The following is a 23,843-nucleotide window of genomic DNA, read 5'->3' on the forward strand; positions in this document are numbered from 1 at the left end:
GTCTTGCAGAACCAGCTCAAGACGCGCGCGGCCCCAGCGTCCGAACAGCCTATCAGGTCCGCTCGCGACGTTGCGACGTGGAAAACGATTGCGATAGGTACCTTCGCCAACTCACTTACCTTGCGCAACGAGCTCGCTAACAGGGGCTGCAGTGTCGGTGGTCAGGCTGCAGAGATCCTTGCTCGGCCGACGTTCACCGTTAGCTCTCAGAAGACAAATGTCGAGCTCGTCCATTTGTCGCCTGCGCAGCTTGGGTTTACCTTCGATACCGTGACCCTGGCTAACGTATACGCACGCGCCCAGCAGCTCGGCTTTAGGCTTGCTGCGGCCGAAGTGGGCCCGCAATTGCGCATCCAATATTTCGACCAACCTGTCGGCGAATTTCTCATCATCGGAATGGAGCCGATCAAGACGTGGAGCGGCGTGCCGATTATTCTGAATGTGGCAAATGGCGGCGCCGGATTGATCCTGATCGGCCAGGATGGTCGAGCCGAGGCGGATATACCCGTAACCTCCCGTTTCATTTTCGTCCGATCCCATCAACCGGCAGCCAGCAGCGAAGTCGTCGGGTCAGTCGCAGCATTCTTGCCGCCGTGACGGATTGAGGCTGCTTGGGATGGACATTGCAATATCGCCGGAGAACAAGCTGGGATCGCTGCTCTCACAGGCCGGGCGTGACCCCGAAGCGGCCGAGACCGGGGAGCTTGAGCGCCGGGCGTCGGATGTCGAGTCCGAGCACGGCGCCGAAGAAATTGATCTCCAAGCCTTCGACCCAGCCGATGGAAAAGCCGACATATCCGGCAAGCGAAGCATAGATGCCTGTGCCTGAGGCCGTTAGCCCGACCCATTTGCCCGTGTACGGGAAGTCCTTGCCGATTGCGGTCGGCGGCAGCACGGCTCGGAGCTCAGGGACGGCATCGAGCGCCGCCTGCACGAAGGTGTTCGAGTTGGGACCGGGCCAGACGCTGTAATCTCCATAGGACCGAAATCGGTAGTTTTCGATCACGTATCGGATTTTCGGGATCAGCGCCTCGGCGCGCTCGCCGTTGACGGCGACAATAATTTCTGGCGCAGCGCCGAACCAGCGTCCGTCCGGCGCGAAGCCGTTGGTGCGGATCGGCTCGCCCCACGCGGTGTAGTCGTAGCGGGTGTAGGTCGGCGCATTTTTCTCCTTGACGACGATCCAGGTGTGAACCGCGAAAATGCTGCGCCATCGCACCGTTCTCGCTCCGAACACCCGTATCACGGCTTCGCGATGATCAGCGGCCGCAGGCAGAAGACCCGCGCTCGACCGATCGGCGGTTTGCCAGTTCTGGCGGCCATCGCCCAGCCAGAAATATCTCGCCGCCGACGCGGCGAGCGGTGCGAAGACAAGGAACAGAAAGATCAGCAAGGGCTTCTTCAAGGGAGTGATGCGGCGGGCGTTTGACAAATCATATAGTTCGCATGAATGCCGCCGCCAGAGCCGAAGGCGCTGAGATCAAGAGGTTGTTCCGCAACCGCAGCAGGATAGGAGCACGCGCATGGACATGAAGGAAGCTGCGGCGATGACGGAAGCCTCTGGCCTTCCGGACAATCAGGGCGGATTGGAGCAGACCTCAAGCCCGCGGTCAGGTTCCGGGGAGCAAAGAGGAGCGGCCAACCCGCGGCCCGGCTCGCCTTCGCTGGATTCCGCCAGCCGATGGGCCGACCGGTTGCGTGAGGTCGCGATGAAAGCGCCTCTAAGGTCGCTGTTTGTCGCCTTCCTGGCCGGCGTGTGGATCGCTCGCCGGCGTTAGGAGCTGTGAGCTTGCGCGTTTGGCGACGAAGAGACTGCGGCTATTTATGACTTGCGGCCTCGCTCAAGCTGATGCGAAGGGCGTAAGGGCGTGTGCTCACGATGTTGGATATCCGTTCGCACGGGCTGAAGCAGGCTTACGTATCGTCCTCCGAACGATAGCTGAAACTGACCCAAAGGAGACGGTGATGCCTCGCTTCGACCTCGTCTCGCGCGCGCGACCAAAGACGGCTCAATCCTCCGAACGCAGCCCCGTTTCGATGCGCCGGATCAGTTGCTCCCGCAGCGCAGGCACCACGTTGCCGAGGACCACGAAGGTGCGAACGATGGGCAAATACGGCTCCATTGCCGCCGTCAGCTCCGCGAGAGACATGCCGGCGAGCCGCGCATATTCGGATTGCGCCGCCGCATTGGTCGCGCGCGGCCGCTCCGGATTGTCGGCTATTTCGGGGGCGAGCTCGGACAGGATCACATGCAAGAATCCAAGATCGAGGACAGAGGGCCCGCGCATCGCGAAGGTCCAGTCGACGAGTTTTGGGCCTTCCGCCGTTATGATCACATTTCCGGGGCTAAGGTCGCAATGGCAAAGCCCGTCGCCGGTCGGCAGGCGATCGATCAGGGCGAGGATATCCGCAGCGATGTGCTTCGGGACCTTGCCGTCGTCGTGCCGCAACTCGCTCTCCATATACTCGCGCATGGAGAGCACTTCCGGCGGCGGGGGCGGCGTCTTGTGAATCGACATGGCCAGAGCCGCGATGATCGCGCCCGCCTGTTCGAACGTCACCGCGCCGGTCCGCGAGAGGTGCCACAGGGTCGGTCCGTCGAGGCGCTCCAGTACGATGCCGAAGCGCCCGTCCAGTGTCACCTCGCCGAACACCGCCGGCACCGGGACACCGGCGGCGCGCACGGCGCGGATCATGCGTACCTCGTGCTGGCCGAGCAGATGTGAGACGCCGGCCTTAAACAGCTTCACGACCTGACCGGGTGCCCAGGCGTAGGCTTCCGAGAAGGCGCCTTGTCCGATCTTTTCCCCCAGCAATCCCTGCATGCCAGTCCTCCACCGTGCAGATGAAATACCGGCGGCGAGTAAAAGGGAACCCCTCCTGTCGCGAGGCAGGGTTATTGCATATGACTCGTGGCAGCGGCCTGCGCGCACGCCCCGCCGTTCGAGACGGCGCTTACGCGCCCCCTCAGGATGAAGAAAATGGCATCAGTGCTCGCTGAAACCGCTACCGCATACTCCGTCCTCATGCTGAGGAGTCCGCCAAAGCGGGCGTCTCGAAGGATGGCCGCAGGGAAAAGCTTTCATCTTCGATTGCCCTGCATCGGTCATCGTCTTAGCTCAGTGCGGCCGAGCTTCAATGACGTTGTGGATGCCCGCGGCGAAAACGCGCGTCAACTCGAAGCCGGACCTGGCAAGGAGGTCTGAAAACTCCTCGCGCGTGCGCTCTCGTCCGCCGGGCGAAACAAGCATATTCAGATCGCTGAACTTGGTTGCCGGCAATTCATTGAGGTGTCCGACGAGACGCTCAACGAGAAGCAATCTTGCACCATTCTGCGTAGCGCGCCGGCACACTTTCAGGATGGCGACGGCTTGATCGTCGCTCCAATCGTGAATCACGGCCCGCATCAGATAAGCATCAGCGCCCTCGGGTAGCGCTTCGAAGAAGCTTCCACTCACGATATCGCACCGGTCGATGACGCCGCGTTCCGCCAATACGGCCCTTGCTCGGGCTATGACGCTCCGCTGATCGAGCAGCGTGCCGCGAATGTGAGGGTGAGCGCGCAAGATCTCCGCCAACATCAAACCTTGCCCGCCACCCACGTCCACGATGTGGCGGAGCGGAGAAAAATCATAAGCGCGAACCACCGCTTCGGCGCTGGCGCGGGACAATTGCGTCATCGCACGGTCGAACGTTGCGCCGTGTTCGGGGTGCTCGGCGCGGAATTGCCACACGTTTTTTCCGTTCAGATCTTGAAATGCGTTCTCGCCGGTCTGCACGCTGTGCAGCAGATGGCCCCAAGCCTGCCAGAAATACGGGCTTCCGACGACTTCCGCCCACGCTCCGAGCGGCGTCGCGGAATCCGTACGCAAACAATCGCCCATGGGGGTGAGCGCAAACGTTCGCTCTTGCTCTTCCCGGAAAACATCCACTGCAGCGAGCGCCCGTAACAACCGGTACAGCGAATCAGGATGACTTTTTGTCAGTGCCGCGAGCTCGCCGACCGAACGAGCGCCGTCATGCAGATGGTCGGCGACTCGCAGGGTTGCGGCGACACGGATGGCCTGAGTGATCTGAAAGCCATTGATCAGGGCCAGCAGATCGAGCGAAGGGGCGGATGCCATTTGACGGACTCCGTCACTGGGTCGCTTTGAAATGGATTGCCTTCGCAAGATCAGCGAGGCGTCGGCGGTATTGGTCCAGCAAAGCAGAGAACTCGGACGCAGTGCCTGGACGAGCAGCCTGGCCAACGGCGGCCAGTCTTTCACGAATGCCGGGATCGCTTGCGACGGCTCGGACATCAGACGCAATCCGGTCACGCAACGCCTCGGGCATTCCGCGTTTGCCGTAAAATCCCACCACGCCGTCCATTCGAAGTTCGGGAAACCCCGCTTCTGTTACGGTCGGCACATTAGGAACAAGCGGCGCGCGGACATCGCTCGCAACTGCAAGGAGCCGCGCCTTGCCTGACTGCACCTGCGGCATGATCACACCCAGTGCGTGCGCGAATACATCTATGCGGCCCTCGCCGAGATCCTGAAGAGCAGGGGCAATGTCGCGATAGGAAACAACAGCGAGATCCAATTTCAAATTCTTGAAGAACCCTCCTACAACGAAGGGCGGAAGACCGGGCGAGCCGGTCCAGTTCAGCTTGCCTGGCTGAGCCCGAGCCGTTTCGACCAAATCGGCGAGCGAGCGGATCGAGCTCCTCTCGCTGGCCGCAATTGCCAGCACGACGTCCGAAGTTGGAGATATCGGGACCAGTTCACGCACCGGATCATAGGGCAACTTCTCGAGCGTAATCGGATGGACGGTGTATACGGCCGAGATTGCATAAAGCAGGGTATGATCATCGTCGGCGTTGAGAAAGGCAGAGACCCCGATCACCCCATCGGCTCCCGGCCGATTTTCCACGATGACGGCCTGTCGCCAGCGTTGAGAAAGTCGCTCCGCAAAAAGCCGCGCGCTGAAATCGGCGGCACTCCCGGCCGGCACGGGGAGAATCAAGCGCACGGTCCGATGCGGCCAGTCAGCGGCAACGACAGCGGAACTCCAGGATAAGGCGACGACCAGAATGATGCCGATGACAGCGGCAAAGCGACCGGACATGCGCATGGCACCCTCCTTCGGCGACCTGTGTTCTGCGACTTGAATCCTCGCGCGCAGACCGTATCAGGGCGTGCCCGTACTCGCTTAACCTCCATCTTACCATTTCCTCACTGATGGCTTATCTTTGACATCAGCACCGTCGCACATCACTCAGGTCGTTGCAGCTTGCGCTATTTCTTCGATGAATTTGTATTTGACGCCGAACGGCGCGAACTGCGTCGCGGGACGGATATGGTATCCGTTGCGCCACGGGTATTCGATCTGCTCGACTATTTGATCCGCAACAGGGAGCGGGTCCTCAGCAAGGAAGAGATCATCAAGGCGGTCTGGAACGGACGTGTCGTATCTGACGCGGCGCTGACGACCCGGCTGAATGCGGCTCGGGACGCCATCGGCGATTCCGGCAATGTTCAGCGTCTCGTCAAGACTCTGCCTCGCAAGGGCTACCGCTTCGTCGGACGCGTACGGGAGGAGCAGGGCAGCGCAGATCCAATCATTGCCAGTCGACCGGTAGAATCGCATCGACTGGAGTTGCCTGATAAACCTTCAATTGCGGTTCTCCCCTTCACGAACCTGAGCGCCGATCCGGAACAGGAGTATTTTGCCGACGGGATCGTCGACGACATCATAACGGCGCTATCCCACTTCAAGGCGTTGCTCGTCACTGCCCGGAATTCCAGCTTCACCTACAAGGGGCGCGCAGTGGATGTGAAGCAGGTCGGGCGTGAGCTTGGGGTAAGATACGTCCTGGAAGGAAGCGTCCGCAAAGCACCAAGCCGGATGCGGATCACCGCGCAGCTTCTCGATACTGCAACCGGGAGCCATCTTTGGGCAAACCGGATCGATGGTGGGCTGGGGGACGTATTTGATTTGCAGGATCGAGTGACCGAGAGTGTCGTCGCCGCCATTGCTCCGGCCGTGGAAAAGGCGGAGATCGAGCACGCCAAGCGTAAACCGACCGAAAATCTGGACGCTTATGCTTTCTATTTGCGCGGCATGGCCAAGCTGTACCAGTTTGCCAGCCAGCAAGCGAATGAGGAGGCGCTAGGCCTGTTCTATCGTGCAATCGAGCTTGGTCCGGATCTCGCATGTGCCTATGGGCGCGCCGCGTCCTGCTTCGCCCGCCTCAAGGCTGATGGTTGGATTGCGGGTACTCCGGATGAAATAGCCGAGGTTGCGCGGCTCACTCGGAAGGCGACCGAGCTGGGCCGAGACGATGCGATCGCGCTCGCCGCGAGCGGATGGGCCTTAGCGTTCGTCGTTCACGATCTCGGCGCAGCCGCCGACTTGATGGAGAGGGCGCTTGTGCTGAATTCCAACCTGGCGGAGGCGTGGCGTTTCGGCGGATGGGTGAAATGTTGGCTCGGGGAGCCCGAAGCTGCGATCGAACGCTTCGCGCGCGCTATGCGCCTGGATCCTCTCGACCCACGGATGGGCGGAATGCGAAGCGGCGTTGCGCATGCATGTTTCTTTGCCGGCCGCTACGAAGAAGCAGCTGGCTGGGCTGCAATGGCATTGCAGGACAATCCAAGCTTCCAACCTGCGCTGCGCATCGCTGCCGCAAGCAATGCGATGGCCGGACGGATGGACCAGGCCCGGCATTCACTGGTTGAACTGCGAACGCTGAATCCCTCGCTGGCCCTGTCCAATTTGAAGGACCGGTTGGGGCCCTATCAAAAGACGGAGAACATTCGCCGATACGAGGAGGGATTGCGCCAGGCTGGACTGCCGGAGTGAGAATCGAGGGTCAAATGACATGGATCCGTACCACGCCGGGCTTCCCCTCACGCCCTGCATGCCCTATGACGCTGCAACGCAAAAATCCCCCAAAAAGCCCCCATGATCCGCCTCGACAACGTCAGCAAGCAAGCCGGCCACCAGATCCTATTCATCGAAGCCTCCGCGGCCCTCAACAAGGGCGAGAAGATCGGCCTTGTCGGTCCCAACGGTGCCGGTAAGAGCACGCTGTTCCGGATGATCGCCGGCGAGGAACTGCCCGACGAGGGCCAGGTCTCGACCGATCGCGGCATCACCATCGGCTATTTTAACCAGGACGTCGGTGAGATGTCTGGCCGCAGCGCGGTGGCCGAGGTGATGGATGGCGCCGGTCCCGTCAGCGAGGTCGCGGCCGAATTGCGCGCGCTCGAGGCCGATATGGCCGACCCCGACAAGGCCGACCAGATGGACGAGATCATCGCCCGCTACGGCGAGGTGCAGCACCGGTTCGAGGAGCTCGACGGCTATGCGCTCGACGGCCGCGCGCGCGAGGCGCTGGCGGGGCTCGGCTTCAGCCAGGAGATGATGGACGGGGACGTCGGAAAACTTTCCGGCGGCTGGAAGATGCGCGTGGCGTTGGCGCGCATTCTCCTGATGCGTCCCGACGTCATGCTGCTCGACGAGCCGAGCAACCATCTCGACCTCGAAAGCCTGATCTGGCTGGAGAAGTTTTTGCACGATTACGAAGGCACGCTCTTGATGACCTCGCACGACCGCGAGTTCATCAACCGCGTGATCTCCAAGGTGATCGAGATCGATAGCGGCTCGCTCACCACCTACACCGGCGATTACGAATTCTACGAGCAGCAGCGGGCGCAGAACGAGAAGCAGCAGCAGGCGCAGTTCGAGCGCCAGCAGGCCATGCTCGCCAAGGAGATCAAGTTCATCGAGCGCTTCAAGGCGCGCGCCTCGCATGCGGCCCAGGTGCAGAGCCGGGTCAAGAAGCTCGACAAGATCGAGCGGGTCGAGCCGCCGCGGCGCCGCCAGAGCGTCGCGTTCGACTTCCCGCCGGCGCCGCGCTCGGGCGAGGACGTCGTGGCGCTCAAGAACGTGCACAAGGGCTATGGCTCAAAGCGCATCTATGACGGGCTCGACTTCATGATCCGCCGGAAGGAGCGCTGGTGCGTGATGGGCGTCAACGGCGCCGGCAAGTCGACGCTGCTCAAGCTGGTGGCCGGTGCGAGCGAGCCGGACGAAGGCACCGTGGCGCTCGGGGGCAGCGTCAAGATGGGCTATTTCGCCCAGCACGCGATGGATCTGCTCGACGGCGAACGCACCGTGTTCCAGTCGCTGGAGGACGCGTTTCCGACCGCGGGGCAGGGCTCCTTGCGCGCGCTCGCCGGCTGCTTCGGTTTCTCCGGCGACGATGTCGAGAAGCGCTGCCGCGTGCTCTCGGGCGGCGAGAAGGCGCGCCTCGTCATGGCCAAGATGCTGTTCGATCCGCCGAACTTTCTGGTGCTGGACGAGCCGACCAACCATCTCGACCTCGCCACCAAGGAGATGCTGATCAATGCGCTGTCGGATTTCGAAGGCACCATGCTGTTCGTCTCGCACGACCGGCATTTCTTGGCGACGCTGTCGAACCGCGTGCTGGAGCTGACGCCGGAGGGCATCCACCAATATGGCGGCGGCTACACCGAATATGTCGCGCGCACCGGGCAGGAGGCGCCGGGGTTGCGGAGCTGATCCCGCCGATCCATTTTCCGGCGGCGACGGCTTGTCTGATCAAGCCGTCGGCGCCGCGTTTGATTCCGTTTCCCGGATCAATCTCTAATAGGTGTAGAACATCCGCTGAATTTGCTTGGTGTCGGTCGTCTTGGTCAACGCCAGCATCAGCAAGATGCGCGCCTTCTGCGGATTGAGCGTATCCGAGACGACGAAGTCGTGTTCGTCGTCCTTGGCCTCGCCATTGCGCGCCACGATGCCGTTGCCGACACGGCTGCTGCGAACGATCACGACTCCTTTCTTGCGGGCTTCGTCGAGCGCCGGCTCGACGGCCGGGCGCGCCAGGCTGCCGTCACCGACGCCGGCATGCACGATCCCCTTGGCGCCGGCGGCGACAAAGGCGTCGATCGCGACCCGGTTCATGTTGGCGTAGCCGTAGACGATATCGACCTGCGGCAGGACATCGAGGTTGGACACGTCAAATTCGGAATCCGCCGTGTGCCGGCGGGTCGATTGGCGATAGAAATACGGCTTGTTGCCCTGCATGTAGCCGAGAAAGCCGAGTTCAGGCGTACGAAAGGTGTCTGCCGTGGAGGTGTTGTTCTTGGTGACGTCGCGCGCGGCGTTGATCTGATCGTTGAGCGCGACGAGCACGCCCTTGCCGACGGCTTCTTCACTGCCTGCGAGGATCACCGCATTGAAAAGGTTGATCGGGCCGTCCGCGCTGATCGCGGTCGATGGCCGCATCGCGCCGACGACGACCACAGGCTTCTTGCTCTTGACGACCAGATTCAGGAAATAGCTGGTTTCCTCGATCGTATCGGTCCCATGCGTGATCACGATCCCGTCCACGTCGTCCTGCGCGAGGAGCGTATTGACGCGCTTGGCGAGCTTCAGCCAATAATCATTGTTCATATTTTCGCTGGCGATCTGGAAGACCTGCTCGCCCTTGACGTTGGCCACCGTTTTCAGCTCGGGGACGGCATTCAAGAGGGTCTCGATGCCCACCGTGGCTGCGGTATAGCCGACGACGGTGGTGCTGCTCGCCCCGCTGCCGGCGATCGTGCCGCCGGTTGCGAGAACCATGACGTTGGGCAGGCCGGGGCCTCTTGCGATGGCAACGTCAAAAGTCATGAGCAGCGTAAAGAGCACGCTCATTATCGCCATCATGTGATCACGCACGCGGAACTGCAACATCTCGCCCATCCTTTGCTGGAAGCCTTGTCGATGCGCCCCGGTTCGCTCAGCACTGCATCATCTGTCAGCCGCCTCGTTCTGTCCAGGGTCGCGGCGAGTTTGCTTTACGCGCTCGGCGCGTGTCTGAAAACTGGCAGCGGGGCGGGGGCCAAAAAGCAAATGGCCGGGACATCTCGCGCGAAGACGCGCTTTGGCCCGGCCATGACGGCATTTCGTTTGTGATGGCTTGTTGACAAGCCTGCAACGGACTGCGCGCTTACGCGCTGGTTTCGCACTTCTTCATGAAGCTGTTCTTGGCCGCGCCGGCGAGCGGCTTGCCGTCGGAGCCAACCGCCTTGGGCGCACAGGCGTCTTCCTTGCACTTCTTCAGGAACGAGGTCTTGGCGGCACCGGCCAGCGGCTTGCCGTCCTTGCCGATGGCTTTGCTTTCGCAGGTTTCTTGCGCAAGGGCCGAGCCCGCTGCAAAACTGGCAACGATCGCAGCTAGGAAAATCCGCTTCATCATGGGGGTCTCCTGAACCAGAAATGGCCGGGAGATTGGAGCCGGGAATCGTGGCGCAATCAAGCAGGATGCGCACCGGCCGCCCGATCGCCCGCTGATTTTTGGGCTTCAAGCGCGCAAGATGTCGCCTCTGTTGCAGTGCTCGCTGACCCCATCGGGCGATCCTGCTAGGATCGGTCCCTCGAGATGGAGAGGAAGCATCGTGATGGACGCCGCGATCCCGCACGACCAGGCCGCCAATGAGCGGCATTCCCACCTGGTTCGGCCCCAAGACATGGACTGGCAGACCACGCGCTTTCCGGGCTGCGAGGCCAAGACGCTGCTGTTCGATCGCCGCACGGGGCTGATGACCGCCTTGATGCGCTTTGCGCCGGGATCGGTGCTGCCCGATCACGAGCATGTCGGCATCGAGCAGAGCTGGGTCATCGAAGGCGCGCTCGTCGACAAGGAGGGCCCGGCCAAGGGCATTGCCTGCAAGGCCGGCGAATTCATCTGGCGCGAGGCGGGCAGCCGGCACGCCGCCTGGTGCCCGGACGGCGCATTGATCCTGGCGATCTTCCAGGTGCCGAACAAGTTCTTCGAGGCCGACGGCCGCGTGGTCGATGCCGCCGGTCAGGACTGGGACGAGGTCTGGGGGCACACCGCCGCGCAGCGGGCGGGATAGGCCGCGCCTCAGTTCTTCCAGCGTTCGAGGTCGGCTGCGGCCTCGACGAGGGCGTCGTTCATGGCGGCTTGATTTCCAGGCAGGGACTGCCGCTTCGACGAGGGCTCGTCGAAACCATGGCTCGCGCCGGGATAGACGGTGAGGTCGATCCGGCTGCCGGCCTGCCGCGAACGCTCGGCGAGGCGCTGGCAATTTGCGGGCGAGACCTCCTCGTCATCGGCGCCGAGAAACATCGCCATCCGCGTCGCGGTGGAGACCACGGGCGCCAATAGCGCGGCCGGTCCGCAGCCCGGATAGAATAGAAGGGCGCCGCGATAGCCGTTGGTCTTGTCACCTTGGCGGATCACGACGTTGAGCGCCGTGCTGCCGCCGTTGGACCAGCCCTGAAGAAAGATCTGGCGGCCGATCACGTCGTTGCGCCCGCGCAGATAGGCCAGCGCGCCCTCGGCATCGAGCGGACGCACGGTCATCTCGTTGACATCGGCGCGGTCAGGATCGCCATGGGTGAAACGGCGGAAGCCGTGCGCCTTGCCGCGCGGACCGAAACTGTCCGGCAAAAGGGCGAGGTAGCCATGCGCGGCCCAGTATTCGCCCCACATCCTGTGACGCTTGGACAAGGTCGCGGCGTTGCAGGGCGAAGTGGAATGGGCGTCGACCGTGGTGCACGCGGAGTTGACACTGCTCGAATAGGGCCCGCCGCGGCCGTGCAGCATCACGACCGCGGGCCAGGGGCCCGGCGTGGCCGGCTGGAACAAGTAGCCGACCAGCTCCGTGCGGGCATCGGCGCTGCGAAAGGAGACGGTTTGCGGTGCGGCCGCAGCGGACGTCACCGACAGCCAGGTTGCCGTCAGGCCGACGAGGCTGCGGATGAGATGACGCCGCGATTGCGGTCGATCGAATGGCAATTGATCAGAGCCCGCGCGCAAGCAATGCCTTGAAGTCGGCCCGCGCGCGCTGCGCTTCGGCGCGCGCGACGTCGGAGGCGTCGCCCATGCCGAAATAGCCGTGGATCAGGCCGGGGCCCTCATGGTGCTTGACCTTCACGCCGGCGGCCTCCAGCGCCCGCGCATAGGCGGCCCCTTCGTCGCGCAGGGGATCGAACCAGGCGGTGGTCACGACCGCGGGCGCGACGCCGGCGAGGGATGCGGCCCGCAGCGGCGAGACGCGCCAGTCGCTGGCGTGCGCGGGATCGGCGAGATAGTGGCCGCAGAACCATTCCATCGTCGCGCGCGTGAGGAAGTAGCCATCGGCATTCTCCGCGCGCGAGGGATAGCGCGCGTTCTCGCGCGCATCGGCATAAGCGCCGACGACGTCGGTGACCGGATAGACCAGCAGTTGAGCGGCGAGCTTGATGCCGGCCTCCCGGCAGGCGATCGCGGTCGTCGCTGCGAGATTGCCGCCGGCGCTGTCGCCGGCAACGCCGAGACGCTTTGCGTCACCGCCAAATTCCGCGACGCGGCCAAACACGTCGCTCACCGCGGCGAAGGCATCCTCGAAGGCACCGGGAAAGCGCGTCTCGGGCGGACGGCGATAGTCGACCGAGACGACCACCGCGCCGGTCTCGATCGCAAGGTTGCGCGCCTGCCGGTCGTGGGTTTCAAGATCGCCCGCAACCCAGCCGCCGCCATGGAAGAACACCACGGTCGGTGCCGGCGCGGTGCCGTTCCGGTAGACCCGTGCGGGAAGGGGACCGGCGCCGCCTTTGACCTTGATATCCTCGATGCTGTCGACGGGCGGCGGCGGAATGGCGGCTCGCGAGGCAGCCAGTGCGCGCAAGGAATCGCGGGCGCTCTGTGGCGTCATGACCGTGGGATCGCGCATCGGCATGAGCGGAATGATCTGGGCGATGACGGGATCGAGCGGTGCGGTCATGGGCTTCCTCAGAGGGTTCTTGGTCTTGCTTGGTCATTAGCATAGGTTTTGCGGGTCGCATCGGCAACCGGCGTGCGTCTCAATGCCGGACGAACGGGCAGGGAGGTTCACGAGGTGGAATTCGAGACGCTGGTCCAGTCGCGCCGCAGCGTGCGTGGCTTCAAGAGCGAGCCGGTGCCGCGCGCAGTGATCGAGGCGATCATCGAGAGCGCCAAGCGCGCGCCCTCGTCGATGAACACCCAGCCCTGGCATGTCCATGTGCTCACCGGCCTTCCGCTGGAGGAGGTGCGTCGCCGCAACATGGAGGAGCTGGCCGGCGGCGCCAAGGTCAAGCGCGACATCATCAGCATGGCGAATACCAGGGCGTGCATCGCACCCGGCAGGTCGACATCGCCAAGAAGCTGTTCGGCGCAATTGGAATCGCGCGCGACGACAAGCCGATGCGGCAGGACTGGGTGCTGCGCGGCTTCCGCCAGTTCGACGCGCCGGTGTCGCTGGTGCTGACCTACGACCGCGTGCTCGATCCCGGCGCCGTCTGCCACTTCGATCTCGGCGCGCTCTGCTACGGCATTGTGCTCGCGGCGTGGGACCGCGGGCTCGGCTCGGTCATCAACGGGCAGGGCATCATGCGCTCCGACATCGTGCGCGAGGTCGCCAAGATTCCGGAGGACGAGGTCATCATGACCTGCGTTGCGATGGGCTATCCCGACGACGGCTTTGCCGCGAACGCGGTGCGCTCGGACCGCGAGCACAACCACCAGTTCGTGCGTTACGTGGGTTTTGCCGATTAGCACGAGCAAGAGGAGATTATTCTCTGGCGGAAATTTTTGGTGCGGTGTCGCGAGTGGCCTCTTGCAATCTCGAAGTCGCGGGAGGAACAATATGCGGACTGAGAGGTTTGTTGCTGGCGCGAGGGAATTGATATGCGGCGGCTGGCTAGCCTGGTTCGGCGGTTCTTCGGTCCGCGACTGCGGCCTAAGATCGATGATGATCCAAGTCTTCCTTTCACACCCGAAGAGTTCGGCAGGCTGATTCGCAGCGGCCGGCACGAGGACATGAAGCTGCTGGCCGACGGGCTGGCCTGCCGCTCCATCCCGCGCCGCGCCAGCTATCGTGCGACGCATTAGGCTGCGCTCGATACGGGTCACAGCGCTCACCGCGTGAGCGCGACCTGCTTGAACGAGCGGACCAGCGCCTTCTCCAGCTTGCCTGTCATCCCGCACAGAACATCGTAGGCCTGTGCGCGCGGCATAGTCGGCTTGTAGTGCCGGTGCTCGATCAGCGCTGCGAAGATGTCCGAGATCGTTAGAATCCTGACGATATCGCCAATGCTCTCGGCACAGAGCGCATCGGGATAGCCGCTCCCGTCGAGATACTCGTGATGATGGCGGACGGCATCGAGAATCTCCGGCGAGATCCCGTGATGGTCCTTGAGAAACGCATAGCCAGCGGCGGGATGCGTTTCGATCAGCGCGCGCTCGGCGGCTTCGAGGCGGCCCGGCTTGTCGAGGATGGCGAGCGGAATCTGCGCCTTGCCGATGTCGTGGAACATGGCCGCCGAGTAGAGACGTTCCAAGTCGGCCCTGCCGACGCCGAGGCTCAGCCCGAAGTCGATCGCGAGGCCAGTCACCAGCAGGCAATGCTGATAGGTTCCTTCGTGGTGTCGCCGCACCGTTGTGAGCCACTCCGTCAGGCTGTGCCGGGTGATGCGATCGGCGATCTGGCGACCGGCTTCCTTGGTGGCGTTGACGTCGAGCGGCTGGCCCAGGGTGACGGAGGTGAACATGGATGCGATCGCGGTCGCTGCGGTCTCGACGGCATTGTCGGACTGCGCGGTCGCGCGCGACGCAGGCGAAAGCGGATCAGCCGGATCGGCCAGCGCCGCCAGCAGCCTCGCCCGGTTGATCGTGCCCGGCAGGACCAGCGTCGCTCCAAGCGCATAGGCCTGCGAGATGCCGACGTGGGAGGTGTGCTCCAGCAGGAAAATCCGTTTCTTCGCTTTTGCGAGCTTGCCCGCGCGCTGCTTGATCGCCGCGATGTTGTCGACGTCGCGAAGCTCCGCGCGGATGACGATGGCGGACGGCACCTCTGACAGCTTGGCCTCGGCGTCCAGCCGCTCGCCCGCGACCGCGAAGCGTTGCTCGAGGATCGAGCACAGACCGGCCAGCTTGTCGGACGTGTCGGCCAGCACATGCACGAACGGGCGCGCCGCTTCAGCGGCCGCGATGCCGCCAAGGTTGGTGGGCTTGAGTGTGGTTGGCGCGTTCTGCACGGATATGACCCGGAATATCGCGGGCTCCAATCGACAGGGCGAATATTGGATTATTTGGCCTGAACGGAGCCCTGCGTTGCAGCAGCCGGCGTAGTCACCTGCTTCTTCTTGCCGTTTGCGGTGACGAAGTGGATGCCAGCCGTGGTGCCGTCGATCCAGACCAGCTCGCAGCGCCGGTAGGCGAGGCCCGTCGACGACAGCAGCATGAAGAATTCCTTGGCCTGGAGCACGTCCAGCGTGCCCTCGACCTCCACCTTTGCCCCCGTGCGCGAGACGTCGAGCAGGACGCAGCTGCGCCGCCAGGTGCCGTCGGATCCCATGAGATTGACCGGCTGCCTGTGGTCCATCTTCACGCGAGCGGCTTTGCGACCGTCGAACTTCATCGGCTAACCCCCATCTTTTTTGCGTCGCGGTGTCCCCGGCCGCTCTCCTTGGCGTTTGCGGCAATTTCGCCCCACCGCACGGTCCATTGACTGGTCGACAGCAGCAGCGTCTCGAAAATGTGCTGCGCGCGTTCGCGCTGGGTGAAAGAAAGCCGTGTGCCGCTGCGGTTGCTCAGGATGGCGAGGGTGGTCTGCCAGTTCAGCCGCGAGGCGCGGCAGGCCATGACGAGACCCTCGCAATCCTCGTCGGTCACGACATGCTCGACGATTTCGATGGGAGCGCCTGAAAGCACCGACAGCGCGGTGATGAGGTTGGCGATTTCGCCGCGGATGGCAAAGCGGTTCACCGTGGAATCGTTGAGCTTGCCGATGCGGCTGAGTGCAACGATCTCCGGCCGCGCGCTTGCATAGGCGGCCGCGGAGGGGAGCTTGGCGGCGATGGGTGCGGCCGTTGCGGCTTGAACCGAGACGGTGGCGCTCGGCCCTATGCCGGATTTCGTCACCGGTGAGGCCGACAGCAATTTCCGCATGACCGTATCGGGCGTGTCGGGCCTGAGCGCCAATGCCTTGGTGAGCTCGTCATCGGCCAGGCACTTCTCAACCAGCGCAACGTAGGCGGCGTCGGAGAACCTTGCCTCGCTGTTCCCGATCAGCGCAAGGCAAACGCTGGGAGTGCCACCCTTGATCAGCGTCTCCATCACCGGTGGATCGATCGGCGCGCGGCCGGCGATGGCGCATTGCTGCCTTACGCCGCTCACAGCTGCGATTGACGTGAGATCGGCCGTGGACAGTGACTGCGAGCGGAGCAAGACAGGGCAGGCGACTTCCGGATCGCGGTGCGAGGCAAGACGTCGTACCGTGTTCGGCGGAGCCACTTTGAGCTCTGCGAGCGCCGCGCTGACATCGATCAGCGCGCTCGCCTCAACCCGCTCGATCAGTCGCAGCAGAACGCTGTCGACCACATTGGCGAGCAATTCCTGGGGTCGACCGCGGCTGCTTGTGAGCAGTTGCAACAGGCCGAAGAGAATGCGCGTGCACCGGTCCAGCGGACATGTTGCAGCCGCGTTCTCCAGCTCGGCCAGATAATCAGCAGGCGAATTTGCCGTCATGGCAGGAGCCTGAAATGAAATAAGTTACGCGATGAAACGACGTCATTCCGCCGCAAAGGCGTTAATTTGAATCTTAAACGGCGAGGGTTTCGGTATTGGCGCACCGCCTCAATCGCAGGAAACGCTATCGAAATTCGGCGAGACAGGGTTGTCCCGGATTGTTCTTTCAACCGGCCCCTCTCCAATTGATCAGGGCACGTTAGGACCGATTCTAACGAAATAACCGAAGGAGGAAGCGAACCGGCACCCGCGGCCGGACGCATATCCAGAGCGGCGCGGCATTTCTTATTTTTATGAACAGCATTGACGATGTGCCGAGGTCGGCACTCAAGACATTTCGTTTTTCAGACGTTGACGAATTTCGAAGCGCCATACGCGGGCTGAATTTCGAATTCACCCCTTTTGTGCGGAAGATTTCGGCTGAGCAGACGATCCTGGCCTTACCCGGCTTCGACGTGAATTTGACGCTCGCGTTTCCTCGGGTGGTTGACGCACAACTCGTGGAGAATTGCACGGCGATCGGCTTCACGATGGACGATCTCAACGTGCCCATTCGCTTCAACGGCTCGCAACGGGCGCGACCCGTCGTGGTCATTGGCAGCGGCGGCGCGGCCTACACCACCATCGAGGAGGTGCAGCGGGAAATCGCCTCGGTGGTTTTCCGGCCGGAGGTGAGGGATCGCGGCTGGCCGACCACACTCTCGAGCTTCAAGATTTTTGAGATTTCCACGGCCGGGCTGCAGCGCTTGCGCGGCGTGGTTCGCGAGGTGCTGGCCGAGGCGTCCAGCCCGGTCGACGCACCGGAGCTCTTGTTGAAGGGCGCGGCGATGAAGGAGTCCCTGCTCGGAGCCGTTGACGAGGCCTTTGCAACGATCGTTTCGGCCCGCTGGACCCTGGCTCCCAACGACGGACGGAATTTCAAGATATTCCAGGATATCCGCGCGCTGCTGTCTGACGACCTGTCGGAGCCGATCTACAGCGAGGAGATCGCGCGCAAGCTCGGGCTGTCCGTTCGCACCATGCACGATGTCGTCCGCCGCTATCGCGGCATGAGCCTGCACCGCTACCTACGTCTGCGCAGGCTGTGGCTGGTGCGCCGGCGCCTTCTTGCCGGGGCCGATAGCGTCAAGGCGGTCGCGCTGGCGTATGGCTTCTGGCATCTCAGCGATTTCTCCAGAAGCTACCGCGACCAGTTCGGCGAGACGCCCTCGCAAACGCTGGACCGCGGTCGCGGAAGGTAATGCGATAAATCGAGTAGGGGCGGACGCCGGTTTTCGTGCTACCGTCCGGCCATGAACAATCGCATTCTCGTCCTCTACGGTTCTTACCGTTCCGACCGCATGGGCATCCGCCTTGCGAATTTCGTCATCAACCGGCTGCGCGGCCGCGGCGAGGAGGTCGAATTCATCGACGCCAAGGCGATCGGGCTGCCGATGCTGGACCGCATGTACAAGGAATATCCCAAGGGCTCGGCGCCGGAGGCGCTGGAGAAGCTGGCCGGACAGATCCGCGGCGCCGACGGATTCGTCTTCGTCACCGGCGAGTACAATTGGGGCATGCAGCCCGGGCTGAAGAACCTCACCGACCATTTCCTGGAGGAATGGTTCTGGCGCCCGGCCGCGATCGTGAGCTATTCGGCCGGCCGGCTGTCCGGCGCACGCGCGGCGACCGCCTGGCACGGCACGCTCTCGGAGATGGGCATGGTGGTGGTGTCGAGCACCATCGGTGTCGGCCCGATCGCGCAGACGCTGTCGGAAGCCGGCGAGCCGATCGGCGACGGCGGCAAGGCCCTGGAGCGCTCGTTTCCACGCTTCGCCGACGATCTGACCTGGTGGATCGAGGCGGCGAAAGCACAGCGGGCGCGCAAGGCGCCGCCGTACTAAGCCGCCCGGACCTCACCGAGGAAGCGCTCGAACTGACCGGCGAGATCGCGCGACTGGGTCGAGAGCTGCTCGGCCGCGCCCAGCACCTCTCGGGCGGCGGCGCCGGTGTCGTCGGCGGCGCGCTGCACGCCGGAGATGTTGCTGTTGACCTCCTGGGTGCCGCGGGCAGCCTCCTGAACGCTGCGGGCGATCTCCTTGGTCGCCGAGCCCTGTTCCTCGATCGCCGCTGCGATCGCGGTGCCGATCTGGTCGATCTCGGCGATGACGTCGGCGACGTTGCGGATCGCCGCCACCGTCTCGTCGCTCGCGGTCTGGATCGCGGCGATCTGCTCGGAGATCTCCGTCGTGGCCTTGGCGGTCTGGCCGGCGAGCGACTTCACTTCGGAGGCGACCACGGCAAAGCCGCGGCCTGCCTCGCCGGCACGGGCGGCCTCGATGGTCGCGTTCAGTGCGAGCAGGTTGGTCTGCTCGGCGATGCTCTGGATCAGCGTCACGACGTCGCCGATCTTCTGCGCGCCTTCGGCGAGCGTGCGCGCCGTGTCGCCGGTGAGGCGGGCATTGTCGACGGCGCGGGCCGCGATCTCGGTGCTTTGGGCGACCTGACGCCCGATCTCCGCGATCGAGGAGGTCAGCTCTTCGGTGGCGCTCGCGACCGTCTGCACGTTGGTCGAGGTCTGCTCGGAGGCGGCGGCAACGATGGCGGCCTGGCTGTTGGTCTGCGCCGCCGTCGAGGTCATCGACTGCGCGGTGCTTTCCATCGCAGCAGAGGCCCGCGACAGGCCGCCGACCAGCTCGGTGACCTTGGCCTCGAAGGCGCGGGTGAGATCGTCGAGCACCTGGGCGCGGCGCATCTTGCCGTCGTTCTCGGCCTGTTTCTCGGCCGCGAGCCGGTCGGCCCGGATCATGTTGTCCTTGAAGACCTGAACGGCCGCGGCCATCGCGCCGATCTCGTCGGAGCGCGCGGCGCCCGGAATTTCTTCCGCAACCTCGCCGTCGGCGAGCCGCGACATCCGCGTCGTCAGGCTGAGGATCGGCGCGCAGACGCGGCGGCGAACCGTCACGATGAGGCCGACGCTGGCGATCAGCACGGCAGCAAGGCCGACGAGGGCGATGGTGAAGCTGGTTCGCGCAGCTGAGGAGGCACCGGCGAGGATCTGCTCCGCGTTGTCGTAGAAGGCGTCGCGGACTTCGATGATGGTGCCGAGGCCGCGCTGCGTGGCGGCGTAATAGGTGTCCATGTCGTGCTCGTACTTGCCGGTGAGGGCGCCGTCCTTCACCAGCTTGAGCTCGCGGCCGAACTCCTCGACGTAGACCGAATTGAACTTCTCCAGCGCCGCGGCGACGTTGGCGGGTGTGGCCGGATTGCCGCGCAGTTCCTGCAGCGCCATCACGAGCTGGTCGTTGCGGCCCTGCGAGCGGGCAATATCGGCCTTCTCGGCATCGGTCGCCGGCTTCTTTCCGCCGAGGAGGTTCTTGTGCAGGCTGGAGTTGAAGCCGCCGACATCGCGCAGCGTCATCGCTAAGTTGGCGTAGCTGGCCTGCCGGTAGGCGTCACCGTTCAGAATCGCCATGCGACGGACCTGCTCGTTGAGCAGCGCGGTCACGCCGGCGTTGAGCACGGCATTGTCGGCGACGATCTTCTTGGCGGCGTCCTTGCGCGCATCGGCGGGACCCGCCAGCGCCTTGTCGATGGCCTCGCGCAAGCCAGTGAACTTCGCGTTGATGCCGTCGATGTTGCTGCCGATCGTGGCGCCGTCGTCGAAGGGGCCGGGCAGCTCCTTGCGCAGCGCGTTCATCTTGTCGCGGGCGCCGTCGGTCTGCTTGCGCAGCTTGTCCTGCTCGGCCAGCAGCGCAGGGTCGATGACCGCAGGCCCGTAGAGGATGTTGGTGGAAAAGCCGCGCTCCGGATTGAGATAGCGCGGGATGTCGCTGACCGCGCGGACGATCGCGAGCCGCCCCTGCGCTTCGGTGATCCGTTCCATGGTCTGGTATTTCGTCGCGGCGACGTAGACCGCGAGGCCGCCGCCGACGGCCGAGAGCGAGACGATGGCGCTGGTCAGGAGCGTACCGATTTTCATGAACTGTCCGGCAAAGAACGGAGAACTATTTTGCCCGGACGATAGGGTGGCCGTGTTAATCTGCGGTTTACGCTCCTTGGCCGGCCGGCTCAGCCGGATGTCCGCCCGAGCTTCGCCAGGATCTCCAGCGTGGCGCCGTCAGGCTCGCCTGCGAAATATCGGGCGAGCGCCTGATCGAAGACGGGATCGTCGGAGACCGCGCCGAACAGCGTCATCGACGAGCGGAATTTGGCGTCATCCGGCGCACCGGGGATGGCGTTGATGGCCCGACCCTCGACCGCGAGCACCAGCTTGGTGCATTCGATCAGCCGCCCGCCCAGGGTGGGGTGGGCGAGATAGGCCTCGGCCTCCGCGCGGGAGCCGATGGCGTAGCGCTGCGACATGGCGCTGGCGCCGAGACCTGCGACCTGGGGGAAGATGAACCACATCCAGTGAGTCTGCTTCCGGCCCCGGGCCAGCTCGCCCAGGACGTCGCGGTAGACCGGGTCCTGGGCCTGGACAAAGCGATCGAATTCGAACGGATCGGTCATTGGATACCTTAGGGGGGCCAGGCCACCCCGATTTTGGCGGCCCCGATTATGCCTAACTTTTGGCTCCCAATGTGGTAGCTGGTATAGAGTCTCCGGGTGGGGGTGGGTAAGCCCCCGGGGGTCGATTTGGGGATCTGATGGTTTCCGACGCAGCAAACGCCGAGAGGCTGTTGTCGCGCCGCCGTGTCGGGCGGGCCGAAACGATTCTGTTGTCTGTGGCAGCGATCGCGCTGGCGCTCGGCGCCGCCGCGTGGGTCGCCGATATCAGCGATTCGACGCCGCTGGTCTCCGCCGCCTTGCCGCCGGCCAATGCCCCCTCATTCGAGGACCGTTTCGCCTCGGCCTCCGCCGGTCCGTCGCCCCGCGAGCTCGGCCTGCGGGTGCTGGAGCGCTCCGCGGTGAATGCGGCCCAGCTCAAGCTGCGCGACGCCAAGGCGATGCTGGCCCAGAAGCTCCAGGGCGACGAGTGGCGCTCGATGCTGACCGAGGACGATCGATACGCGACTGAAGAGGCGAGGCAATCGCAGCGCGCCGATGCCATCCCCATGCCGCGCGCGCGTCCGGTCCAGGCGGACCTCTCCGCTCAGATCGCCTCCAGCCAGGCCTATGCGGACACCAATCTCAGGGTGGACAACCGCAACTTCTTCGAAAAATTCACCGACAAGATCAGGCTGGCCTCGCTGACGCCCGGCGACGGCCTGCTCCGCCGGGCGCCGGATCTCGCCGCTCTCGGCTACGATTCGCGCACCGCGGTCTACGACATCTCGGCCAAGGCGGTGTACCTGCCGAGCGGCGTGGCGCTGGAAGCCCATTCCGGCCTGGGCGCGCTGATGGACGACCCTGAACATGTCGACCGGCGGATGGTCGGCGCGACGCCGCCGGCGACCTACGATCTGAAGCCGCGCGAAAAGCCATTCCACGGCGTCCGTGCGCTGCGCATGACCCCGGTCGAAGGCACCAGCGCGCTCGGCCGCGTCGGGCTGCTCACGCACAATTACCTGCTCGGGCCGCGCGGCGATTCCAACGGCTGCGTCTCGATCAAGGACTATGATCGGTTCATCAAGGCCTACGACAATGGCGAGTTCAACCGCCTGGTCGTGGTGCCGAGCCTGCGCGGAGCGGCGACCGCCTCGCAGCGCGCGAGCACCGATTCCTGATATTCGCCTGCGACGGCGGGGCTGCCGTTTCCCCTTCGTTAAGCCGTCCTCGTCCAGAAGCAGCCCATGAGTGATCCATCCAGTTCCGAAACCCCGCTGCGCACGACGTTCAAGATCAAGCTGAACGGCGACACACTGGCGATCGCGACCGTGGGCCAGGCCTATCAATTCCTGACCAACTTCAAGTCGGTCGAATGGATGGAATTTCGCTCGCTGCACGAGGACGCCGTCGCGGCTCTCGAAGGCGCCGCCGGCAACGCCATCCTGGCGGTGCAGGCAACCAACGCCGTGCGCGCGCTGTTCGTCAGCGCCAAGCTGCTTTGAAACGGGCGACAAGCCGTTCCGTCGCATCTTGAACTCCGCTTTGGGAACGGGCAAACGGTCCGCGAAGACCGTTGCCGCGCAGCCGCATGTCTGAAACTTGCTTCAAGGGAGAGTCCTCATCATGAAACGCCGTACATTCTTGAAGGGCGGCGCGCTTGCCGGCGCAACGACGCTGGTTGCTGCACCTGCCATCGCGCAGAGCGCGCCCGAGATCAAATGGCGCCTGACCTCGAGCTTCCCGAAGTCGCTCGACACCATCTACGGCACGGCGCAGACCTTTGCGAAATATGTTGCTGAGGCCACCGACAACAAATTCCAGATCCAGACTTTTGCCGCCGGCGAGATCGTTCCCGGCCTGCAGGCACTCGATGCGGTCAGCACCGCATCGGTCGAGATGGCGCAGACCCCGCTGTATTTCTACATCGGCAAGGAGCCGGCGCTGGCCTATGCCACCGGTGCACCGTTCGGCATGAACCATCGCCACCAGGAATCATGGTGGCATTTCGGCGGCGGCGCCGACCTCACCAACGAGGCGCTCAAGCCCTTCAAGGCGCACGCCATCCTCTGCGGCAATTCCGGCACCCAGATGGGCGGCTGGTTCCGCAAGGAGATTAAGACCGTCGACGACCTCAAGGGTCTCAAATTCCGCATCGCAGGCATGGGCGGCCATGTGCTGGCAAGGCTCGGCGTCGTGCCGCAGCAGATCGCCGGTGGCGACATCTACCCGGCGCTGGAGAAGGGCACGATCGACGCGGTCGAGTTCGTCGGCCCCTATGACGACGAGAAGCTCGGCTTCTACAAGGTCGCCAAATACTACTACTTCCCCGGCTGGTGGGAAGGCGGCGCCATGCTGCACATGATCGTCAACGACGAGAAATGGGCTTCGCTGCCCAAGCAGTACCAGGCGATCGTCAACCAGGCGGGCGCGGCGGCCGGCGCCTGGATGCTCGAAAAATACGACAGCGTGAATCCGGCGGCGCTCAAGCGCCTGATCGCAGGCGGCGCGGAGCTGAAGGCATTCCCGCAACCGGTGCTGGAGGCCTGCTACAACGCGACCCAGGACCATCTCAACGAGCTCGCCGCCAAGAGCGATCTGTTCAAGCGGACCAAGGAAAGCCACGACGCGTATATGAAGGAGCTGCTGTTCTACACGCAGATCGCGGAGAATTTTTACGACAATTACCTGCTCGGCAAGATGCGCAACAAGAGCTGAGCGCGAGGAGGGCGCGGTGTTCACGTGCGCCCGGCTCTCGTAGGGTGGGCAAAGGCGCGCTTGCGTCGTGCCCACCAGCTCTTTCACTCGCTTATGGTGGGCATGCTTT

General features: G+C 63.9%; 27 protein-coding genes. 13 read left to right on the top strand and 14 right to left on the bottom strand.

Annotated elements, in window-relative coordinates:
* The first annotated feature begins 3 nt into the window (after positions 1 to 3).
* Positions 4 to 597 carry a hypothetical protein gene (locus HZZ16_RS33780; RefSeq protein WP_311974438.1) on the top strand — a complete coding sequence of 198 codons (594 nt, stop codon included), beginning with the start codon at positions 4 to 6 and terminating at the stop codon, positions 595 to 597.
* A gap of 64 nt (positions 598 to 661) precedes the next feature.
* Here HZZ16_RS33780 and HZZ16_RS33785 read toward each other — a convergent pair whose 3' ends face one another.
* The gene (locus HZZ16_RS33785; RefSeq protein WP_197954757.1) at positions 662 to 1,393 is read right to left on the bottom strand and encodes a DUF3750 domain-containing protein; all 732 of its coding nucleotides are present in this window, start codon (positions 1,391 to 1,393) and stop codon (positions 662 to 664) included.
* A 130-nt stretch (positions 1,394 to 1,523) separates the two neighbouring features.
* On the opposite strand from HZZ16_RS33785, the gene HZZ16_RS33790 reads away from it, so the two are divergent.
* Positions 1,524 to 1,778 carry a hypothetical protein gene (locus HZZ16_RS33790; RefSeq protein WP_197954758.1) on the top strand — a complete coding sequence of 85 codons (255 nt, stop codon included), beginning with the start codon at positions 1,524 to 1,526 and terminating at the stop codon, positions 1,776 to 1,778.
* A gap of 231 nt (positions 1,779 to 2,009) precedes the next feature.
* Here HZZ16_RS33790 and HZZ16_RS33795 read toward each other — a convergent pair whose 3' ends face one another.
* The 3 genes from HZZ16_RS33795 to HZZ16_RS33805 form a co-directional block, all read right to left on the bottom strand.
* A complete protein-coding gene (locus HZZ16_RS33795; protein ID WP_197954759.1) occupies positions 2,010 to 2,825 on the bottom strand; it encodes an aminoglycoside phosphotransferase family protein in 816 nt (271 codons plus the stop codon).
* 294 nt (positions 2,826 to 3,119) lie between these two features.
* Positions 3,120 to 4,124: a methyltransferase gene (locus HZZ16_RS33800; protein WP_197954760.1), complete on the bottom strand. Its 1,005-nt coding sequence runs from the start codon at positions 4,122 to 4,124 to the stop codon at positions 3,120 to 3,122.
* Between the two features lie 13 nt (positions 4,125 to 4,137).
* The gene (locus HZZ16_RS33805; protein ID WP_197954761.1) at positions 4,138 to 5,115 is read right to left on the bottom strand and encodes a Bug family tripartite tricarboxylate transporter substrate binding protein; all 978 of its coding nucleotides are present in this window, start codon (positions 5,113 to 5,115) and stop codon (positions 4,138 to 4,140) included.
* Between the two features lie 159 nt (positions 5,116 to 5,274).
* Here HZZ16_RS33805 and HZZ16_RS33810 point away from each other — a divergent pair, with 159 nt between their 5' ends.
* Both HZZ16_RS33810 and HZZ16_RS33815 read left to right on the top strand, forming a co-directional pair.
* Positions 5,275 to 6,846 (top strand): winged helix-turn-helix domain-containing tetratricopeptide repeat protein, encoded by a 1,572-nt coding sequence (locus HZZ16_RS33810; RefSeq protein ID WP_197954765.1) that lies wholly within the window; start codon positions 5,275 to 5,277, stop codon positions 6,844 to 6,846.
* Positions 6,847 to 6,948: 102 nt separating this feature from the next.
* Positions 6,949 to 8,571, top strand: coding sequence for an ABC-F family ATP-binding cassette domain-containing protein (locus HZZ16_RS33815; RefSeq protein WP_197954766.1), 1,623 nt, complete (start codon positions 6,949 to 6,951; stop codon positions 8,569 to 8,571).
* Positions 8,572 to 8,655: 84 nt separating this feature from the next.
* Here the strand turns inward: HZZ16_RS33815 and HZZ16_RS33820 are convergent, their stop codons facing one another.
* Entirely contained in the window at positions 8,656 to 9,747 is a 1,092-nt protein-coding gene (locus tag HZZ16_RS33820) for a type II asparaginase (RefSeq protein WP_197954767.1), read from the bottom strand.
* 256 nt (positions 9,748 to 10,003) lie between these two features.
* Complete coding sequence (locus tag HZZ16_RS33825) at positions 10,004 to 10,252, bottom strand: hypothetical protein (protein WP_197954769.1); 249 nt, start codon at positions 10,250 to 10,252, stop codon at positions 10,004 to 10,006.
* Positions 10,253 to 10,454: 202 nt separating this feature from the next.
* Between HZZ16_RS33825 and HZZ16_RS33830 the strand changes: the two genes are divergently transcribed.
* Complete coding sequence (locus tag HZZ16_RS33830; RefSeq protein WP_197954771.1) at positions 10,455 to 10,913, top strand: cupin domain-containing protein; 459 nt, start codon at positions 10,455 to 10,457, stop codon at positions 10,911 to 10,913.
* An 8-nt stretch (positions 10,914 to 10,921) separates the two neighbouring features.
* Here HZZ16_RS33830 and HZZ16_RS33835 read toward each other — a convergent pair whose 3' ends face one another.
* The 3 genes from HZZ16_RS33835 to HZZ16_RS38195 form a co-directional block, all read right to left on the bottom strand.
* The gene (locus HZZ16_RS33835) at positions 10,922 to 11,818 is read right to left on the bottom strand and encodes a dienelactone hydrolase family protein (RefSeq protein ID WP_197954772.1); all 897 of its coding nucleotides are present in this window, start codon (positions 11,816 to 11,818) and stop codon (positions 10,922 to 10,924) included.
* Positions 11,819 to 11,822: 4 nt separating this feature from the next.
* Positions 11,823 to 12,785, bottom strand: coding sequence for an alpha/beta hydrolase (locus HZZ16_RS33840; protein ID WP_197954773.1), 963 nt, complete (start codon positions 12,783 to 12,785; stop codon positions 11,823 to 11,825).
* A gap of 107 nt (positions 12,786 to 12,892) precedes the next feature.
* Positions 12,893 to 13,051, bottom strand: a complete 159-nt coding sequence (locus HZZ16_RS38195) for a hypothetical protein (RefSeq protein ID WP_311974441.1) — start codon at positions 13,049 to 13,051, stop codon at positions 12,893 to 12,895.
* Between HZZ16_RS38195 and HZZ16_RS38200 the strand changes: the two genes are divergently transcribed.
* The 3 genes from HZZ16_RS38200 (at position 12,975) to HZZ16_RS33850 (ending at position 13,912) form a co-directional block, all read left to right on the top strand.
* The gene (locus HZZ16_RS38200; protein ID WP_311974439.1) at positions 12,975 to 13,289 is read left to right on the top strand and encodes a nitroreductase family protein; all 315 of its coding nucleotides are present in this window, start codon (positions 12,975 to 12,977) and stop codon (positions 13,287 to 13,289) included. The two genes, HZZ16_RS38195 and HZZ16_RS38200, sit on opposite strands and share 77 nt — an antisense overlap.
* A complete protein-coding gene (locus HZZ16_RS38205) occupies positions 13,226 to 13,576 on the top strand; it encodes a nitroreductase family protein (RefSeq protein WP_376707609.1) in 351 nt (116 codons plus the stop codon). Before HZZ16_RS38200 ends, HZZ16_RS38205 begins: the two co-directional genes overlap by 64 nt.
* Positions 13,577 to 13,708: 132 nt before the next feature.
* Positions 13,709 to 13,912 (top strand): hypothetical protein, encoded by a 204-nt coding sequence (locus tag HZZ16_RS33850; RefSeq protein WP_197954774.1) that lies wholly within the window; start codon positions 13,709 to 13,711, stop codon positions 13,910 to 13,912.
* 26 nt (positions 13,913 to 13,938) lie between these two features.
* On the opposite strand, the gene HZZ16_RS33855 is transcribed toward HZZ16_RS33850, so the two are convergent.
* The 3 genes from HZZ16_RS33855 to HZZ16_RS33865 are packed head-to-tail and all read right to left on the bottom strand — an operon-like array spanning position 13,939 to position 16,549.
* Entirely contained in the window at positions 13,939 to 15,057 is a 1,119-nt protein-coding gene (locus HZZ16_RS33855; protein ID WP_197954780.1) for an HD-GYP domain-containing protein, read from the bottom strand.
* A gap of 50 nt (positions 15,058 to 15,107) precedes the next feature.
* On the bottom strand, positions 15,108 to 15,440 hold the full coding sequence (locus HZZ16_RS33860) for a PilZ domain-containing protein (RefSeq protein WP_197954782.1): 333 nt from the start codon (positions 15,438 to 15,440) through the stop codon (positions 15,108 to 15,110).
* Positions 15,437 to 16,549, bottom strand: coding sequence for a DUF2336 domain-containing protein (locus HZZ16_RS33865; RefSeq protein WP_197954783.1), 1,113 nt, complete (start codon positions 16,547 to 16,549; stop codon positions 15,437 to 15,439). Before HZZ16_RS33865 ends, HZZ16_RS33860 begins: the two co-directional genes overlap by 4 nt.
* Positions 16,550 to 16,842: 293 nt before the next feature.
* Between HZZ16_RS33865 and HZZ16_RS33870 the strand changes: the two genes are divergently transcribed.
* Entirely contained in the window at positions 16,843 to 17,790 is a 948-nt protein-coding gene (locus HZZ16_RS33870; protein ID WP_197954784.1) for an AraC family transcriptional regulator, read from the top strand.
* Positions 17,791 to 17,841: 51 nt separating this feature from the next.
* On the top strand, positions 17,842 to 18,432 hold the full coding sequence (locus tag HZZ16_RS33875; protein ID WP_197954785.1) for an NADPH-dependent FMN reductase: 591 nt from the start codon (positions 17,842 to 17,844) through the stop codon (positions 18,430 to 18,432).
* Here the strand turns inward: HZZ16_RS33875 and HZZ16_RS33880 are convergent.
* Together HZZ16_RS33880 and HZZ16_RS33885 are read right to left on the bottom strand one after the other, a co-directional pair.
* Positions 18,429 to 20,510, bottom strand: a complete 2,082-nt coding sequence (locus HZZ16_RS33880; protein WP_197954786.1) for a methyl-accepting chemotaxis protein — start codon at positions 20,508 to 20,510, stop codon at positions 18,429 to 18,431. The genes HZZ16_RS33875 and HZZ16_RS33880 overlap by 4 nt on opposite strands.
* A gap of 89 nt (positions 20,511 to 20,599) precedes the next feature.
* Positions 20,600 to 21,040, bottom strand: coding sequence for a DUF1810 domain-containing protein (locus tag HZZ16_RS33885; RefSeq protein WP_197954787.1), 441 nt, complete (start codon positions 21,038 to 21,040; stop codon positions 20,600 to 20,602).
* Between the two features lie 206 nt (positions 21,041 to 21,246).
* Between HZZ16_RS33885 and HZZ16_RS33890 the strand changes: the two genes are divergently transcribed.
* From HZZ16_RS33890 to HZZ16_RS33900, 3 genes are all read left to right on the top strand, one after another.
* Positions 21,247 to 22,197: a DUF2778 domain-containing protein gene (locus HZZ16_RS33890; protein ID WP_246510628.1), complete on the top strand. Its 951-nt coding sequence runs from the start codon at positions 21,247 to 21,249 to the stop codon at positions 22,195 to 22,197.
* Between the two features lie 66 nt (positions 22,198 to 22,263).
* Entirely contained in the window at positions 22,264 to 22,521 is a 258-nt protein-coding gene (locus tag HZZ16_RS33895; protein ID WP_197954790.1) for a hypothetical protein, read from the top strand.
* Between the two features lie 121 nt (positions 22,522 to 22,642).
* Positions 22,643 to 23,734, top strand: coding sequence for a TRAP transporter substrate-binding protein (locus tag HZZ16_RS33900; protein WP_197954791.1), 1,092 nt, complete (start codon positions 22,643 to 22,645; stop codon positions 23,732 to 23,734).
* Positions 23,735 to 23,843: the final 109 nt, after the last annotated feature.

It is taken from the genome of Bradyrhizobium glycinis (assembly GCF_016031655.1).
GTDB classification, from domain to species: domain Bacteria; phylum Pseudomonadota; class Alphaproteobacteria; order Rhizobiales; family Xanthobacteraceae; genus Bradyrhizobium; species Bradyrhizobium glycinis.

Excerpts from the sequence above, each read along its gene's own strand:
- HZZ16_RS33830 (WP_197954771.1), top strand. The coding sequence starts at position 10,455 with ATGGACGCCGCGATCCCGCACGACCAGGCCGCCAATGAGCGGCATTCC.
- HZZ16_RS33790 (WP_197954758.1), top strand. The coding sequence starts at position 1,524 with ATGGACATGAAGGAAGCTGCGGCGATGACGGAAGCCTCTGGCCTTCCG.
- HZZ16_RS33850 (WP_197954774.1), top strand. The coding sequence starts at position 13,709 with ATGCGGCGGCTGGCTAGCCTGGTTCGGCGGTTCTTCGGTCCGCGACTG.
- HZZ16_RS33880 (WP_197954786.1), bottom strand. The coding sequence starts at position 20,510 with ATGAAAATCGGTACGCTCCTGACCAGCGCCATCGTCTCGCTCTCGGCC.
- HZZ16_RS33815 (WP_197954766.1), top strand. The coding sequence starts at position 6,949 with ATGATCCGCCTCGACAACGTCAGCAAGCAAGCCGGCCACCAGATCCTA.
- HZZ16_RS33820 (WP_197954767.1), bottom strand. The coding sequence starts at position 9,747 with ATGTTGCAGTTCCGCGTGCGTGATCACATGATGGCGATAATGAGCGTG.
- HZZ16_RS33875 (WP_197954785.1), top strand. The coding sequence starts at position 17,842 with ATGAACAATCGCATTCTCGTCCTCTACGGTTCTTACCGTTCCGACCGC.
- HZZ16_RS33800 (WP_197954760.1), bottom strand. The coding sequence starts at position 4,124 with ATGGCATCCGCCCCTTCGCTCGATCTGCTGGCCCTGATCAATGGCTTT.
- HZZ16_RS33885 (WP_197954787.1), bottom strand. The coding sequence starts at position 21,040 with ATGACCGATCCGTTCGAATTCGATCGCTTTGTCCAGGCCCAGGACCCG.
- HZZ16_RS33870 (WP_197954784.1), top strand. The coding sequence starts at position 16,843 with ATGAACAGCATTGACGATGTGCCGAGGTCGGCACTCAAGACATTTCGT.
- HZZ16_RS33825 (WP_197954769.1), bottom strand. The coding sequence starts at position 10,252 with ATGATGAAGCGGATTTTCCTAGCTGCGATCGTTGCCAGTTTTGCAGCG.
- HZZ16_RS33805 (WP_197954761.1), bottom strand. The coding sequence starts at position 5,115 with ATGCGCATGTCCGGTCGCTTTGCCGCTGTCATCGGCATCATTCTGGTC.
- HZZ16_RS33865 (WP_197954783.1), bottom strand. The coding sequence starts at position 16,549 with ATGACGGCAAATTCGCCTGCTGATTATCTGGCCGAGCTGGAGAACGCG.
- HZZ16_RS33795 (WP_197954759.1), bottom strand. The coding sequence starts at position 2,825 with ATGCAGGGATTGCTGGGGGAAAAGATCGGACAAGGCGCCTTCTCGGAA.
- HZZ16_RS33860 (WP_197954782.1), bottom strand. The coding sequence starts at position 15,440 with ATGAAGTTCGACGGTCGCAAAGCCGCTCGCGTGAAGATGGACCACAGG.
- HZZ16_RS33895 (WP_197954790.1), top strand. The coding sequence starts at position 22,264 with ATGAGTGATCCATCCAGTTCCGAAACCCCGCTGCGCACGACGTTCAAG.
- HZZ16_RS33900 (WP_197954791.1), top strand. The coding sequence starts at position 22,643 with ATGAAACGCCGTACATTCTTGAAGGGCGGCGCGCTTGCCGGCGCAACG.
- HZZ16_RS33840 (WP_197954773.1), bottom strand. The coding sequence starts at position 12,785 with ATGACCGCACCGCTCGATCCCGTCATCGCCCAGATCATTCCGCTCATG.
- HZZ16_RS38205 (WP_376707609.1), top strand. The coding sequence starts at position 13,226 with ATGCGGCAGGACTGGGTGCTGCGCGGCTTCCGCCAGTTCGACGCGCCG.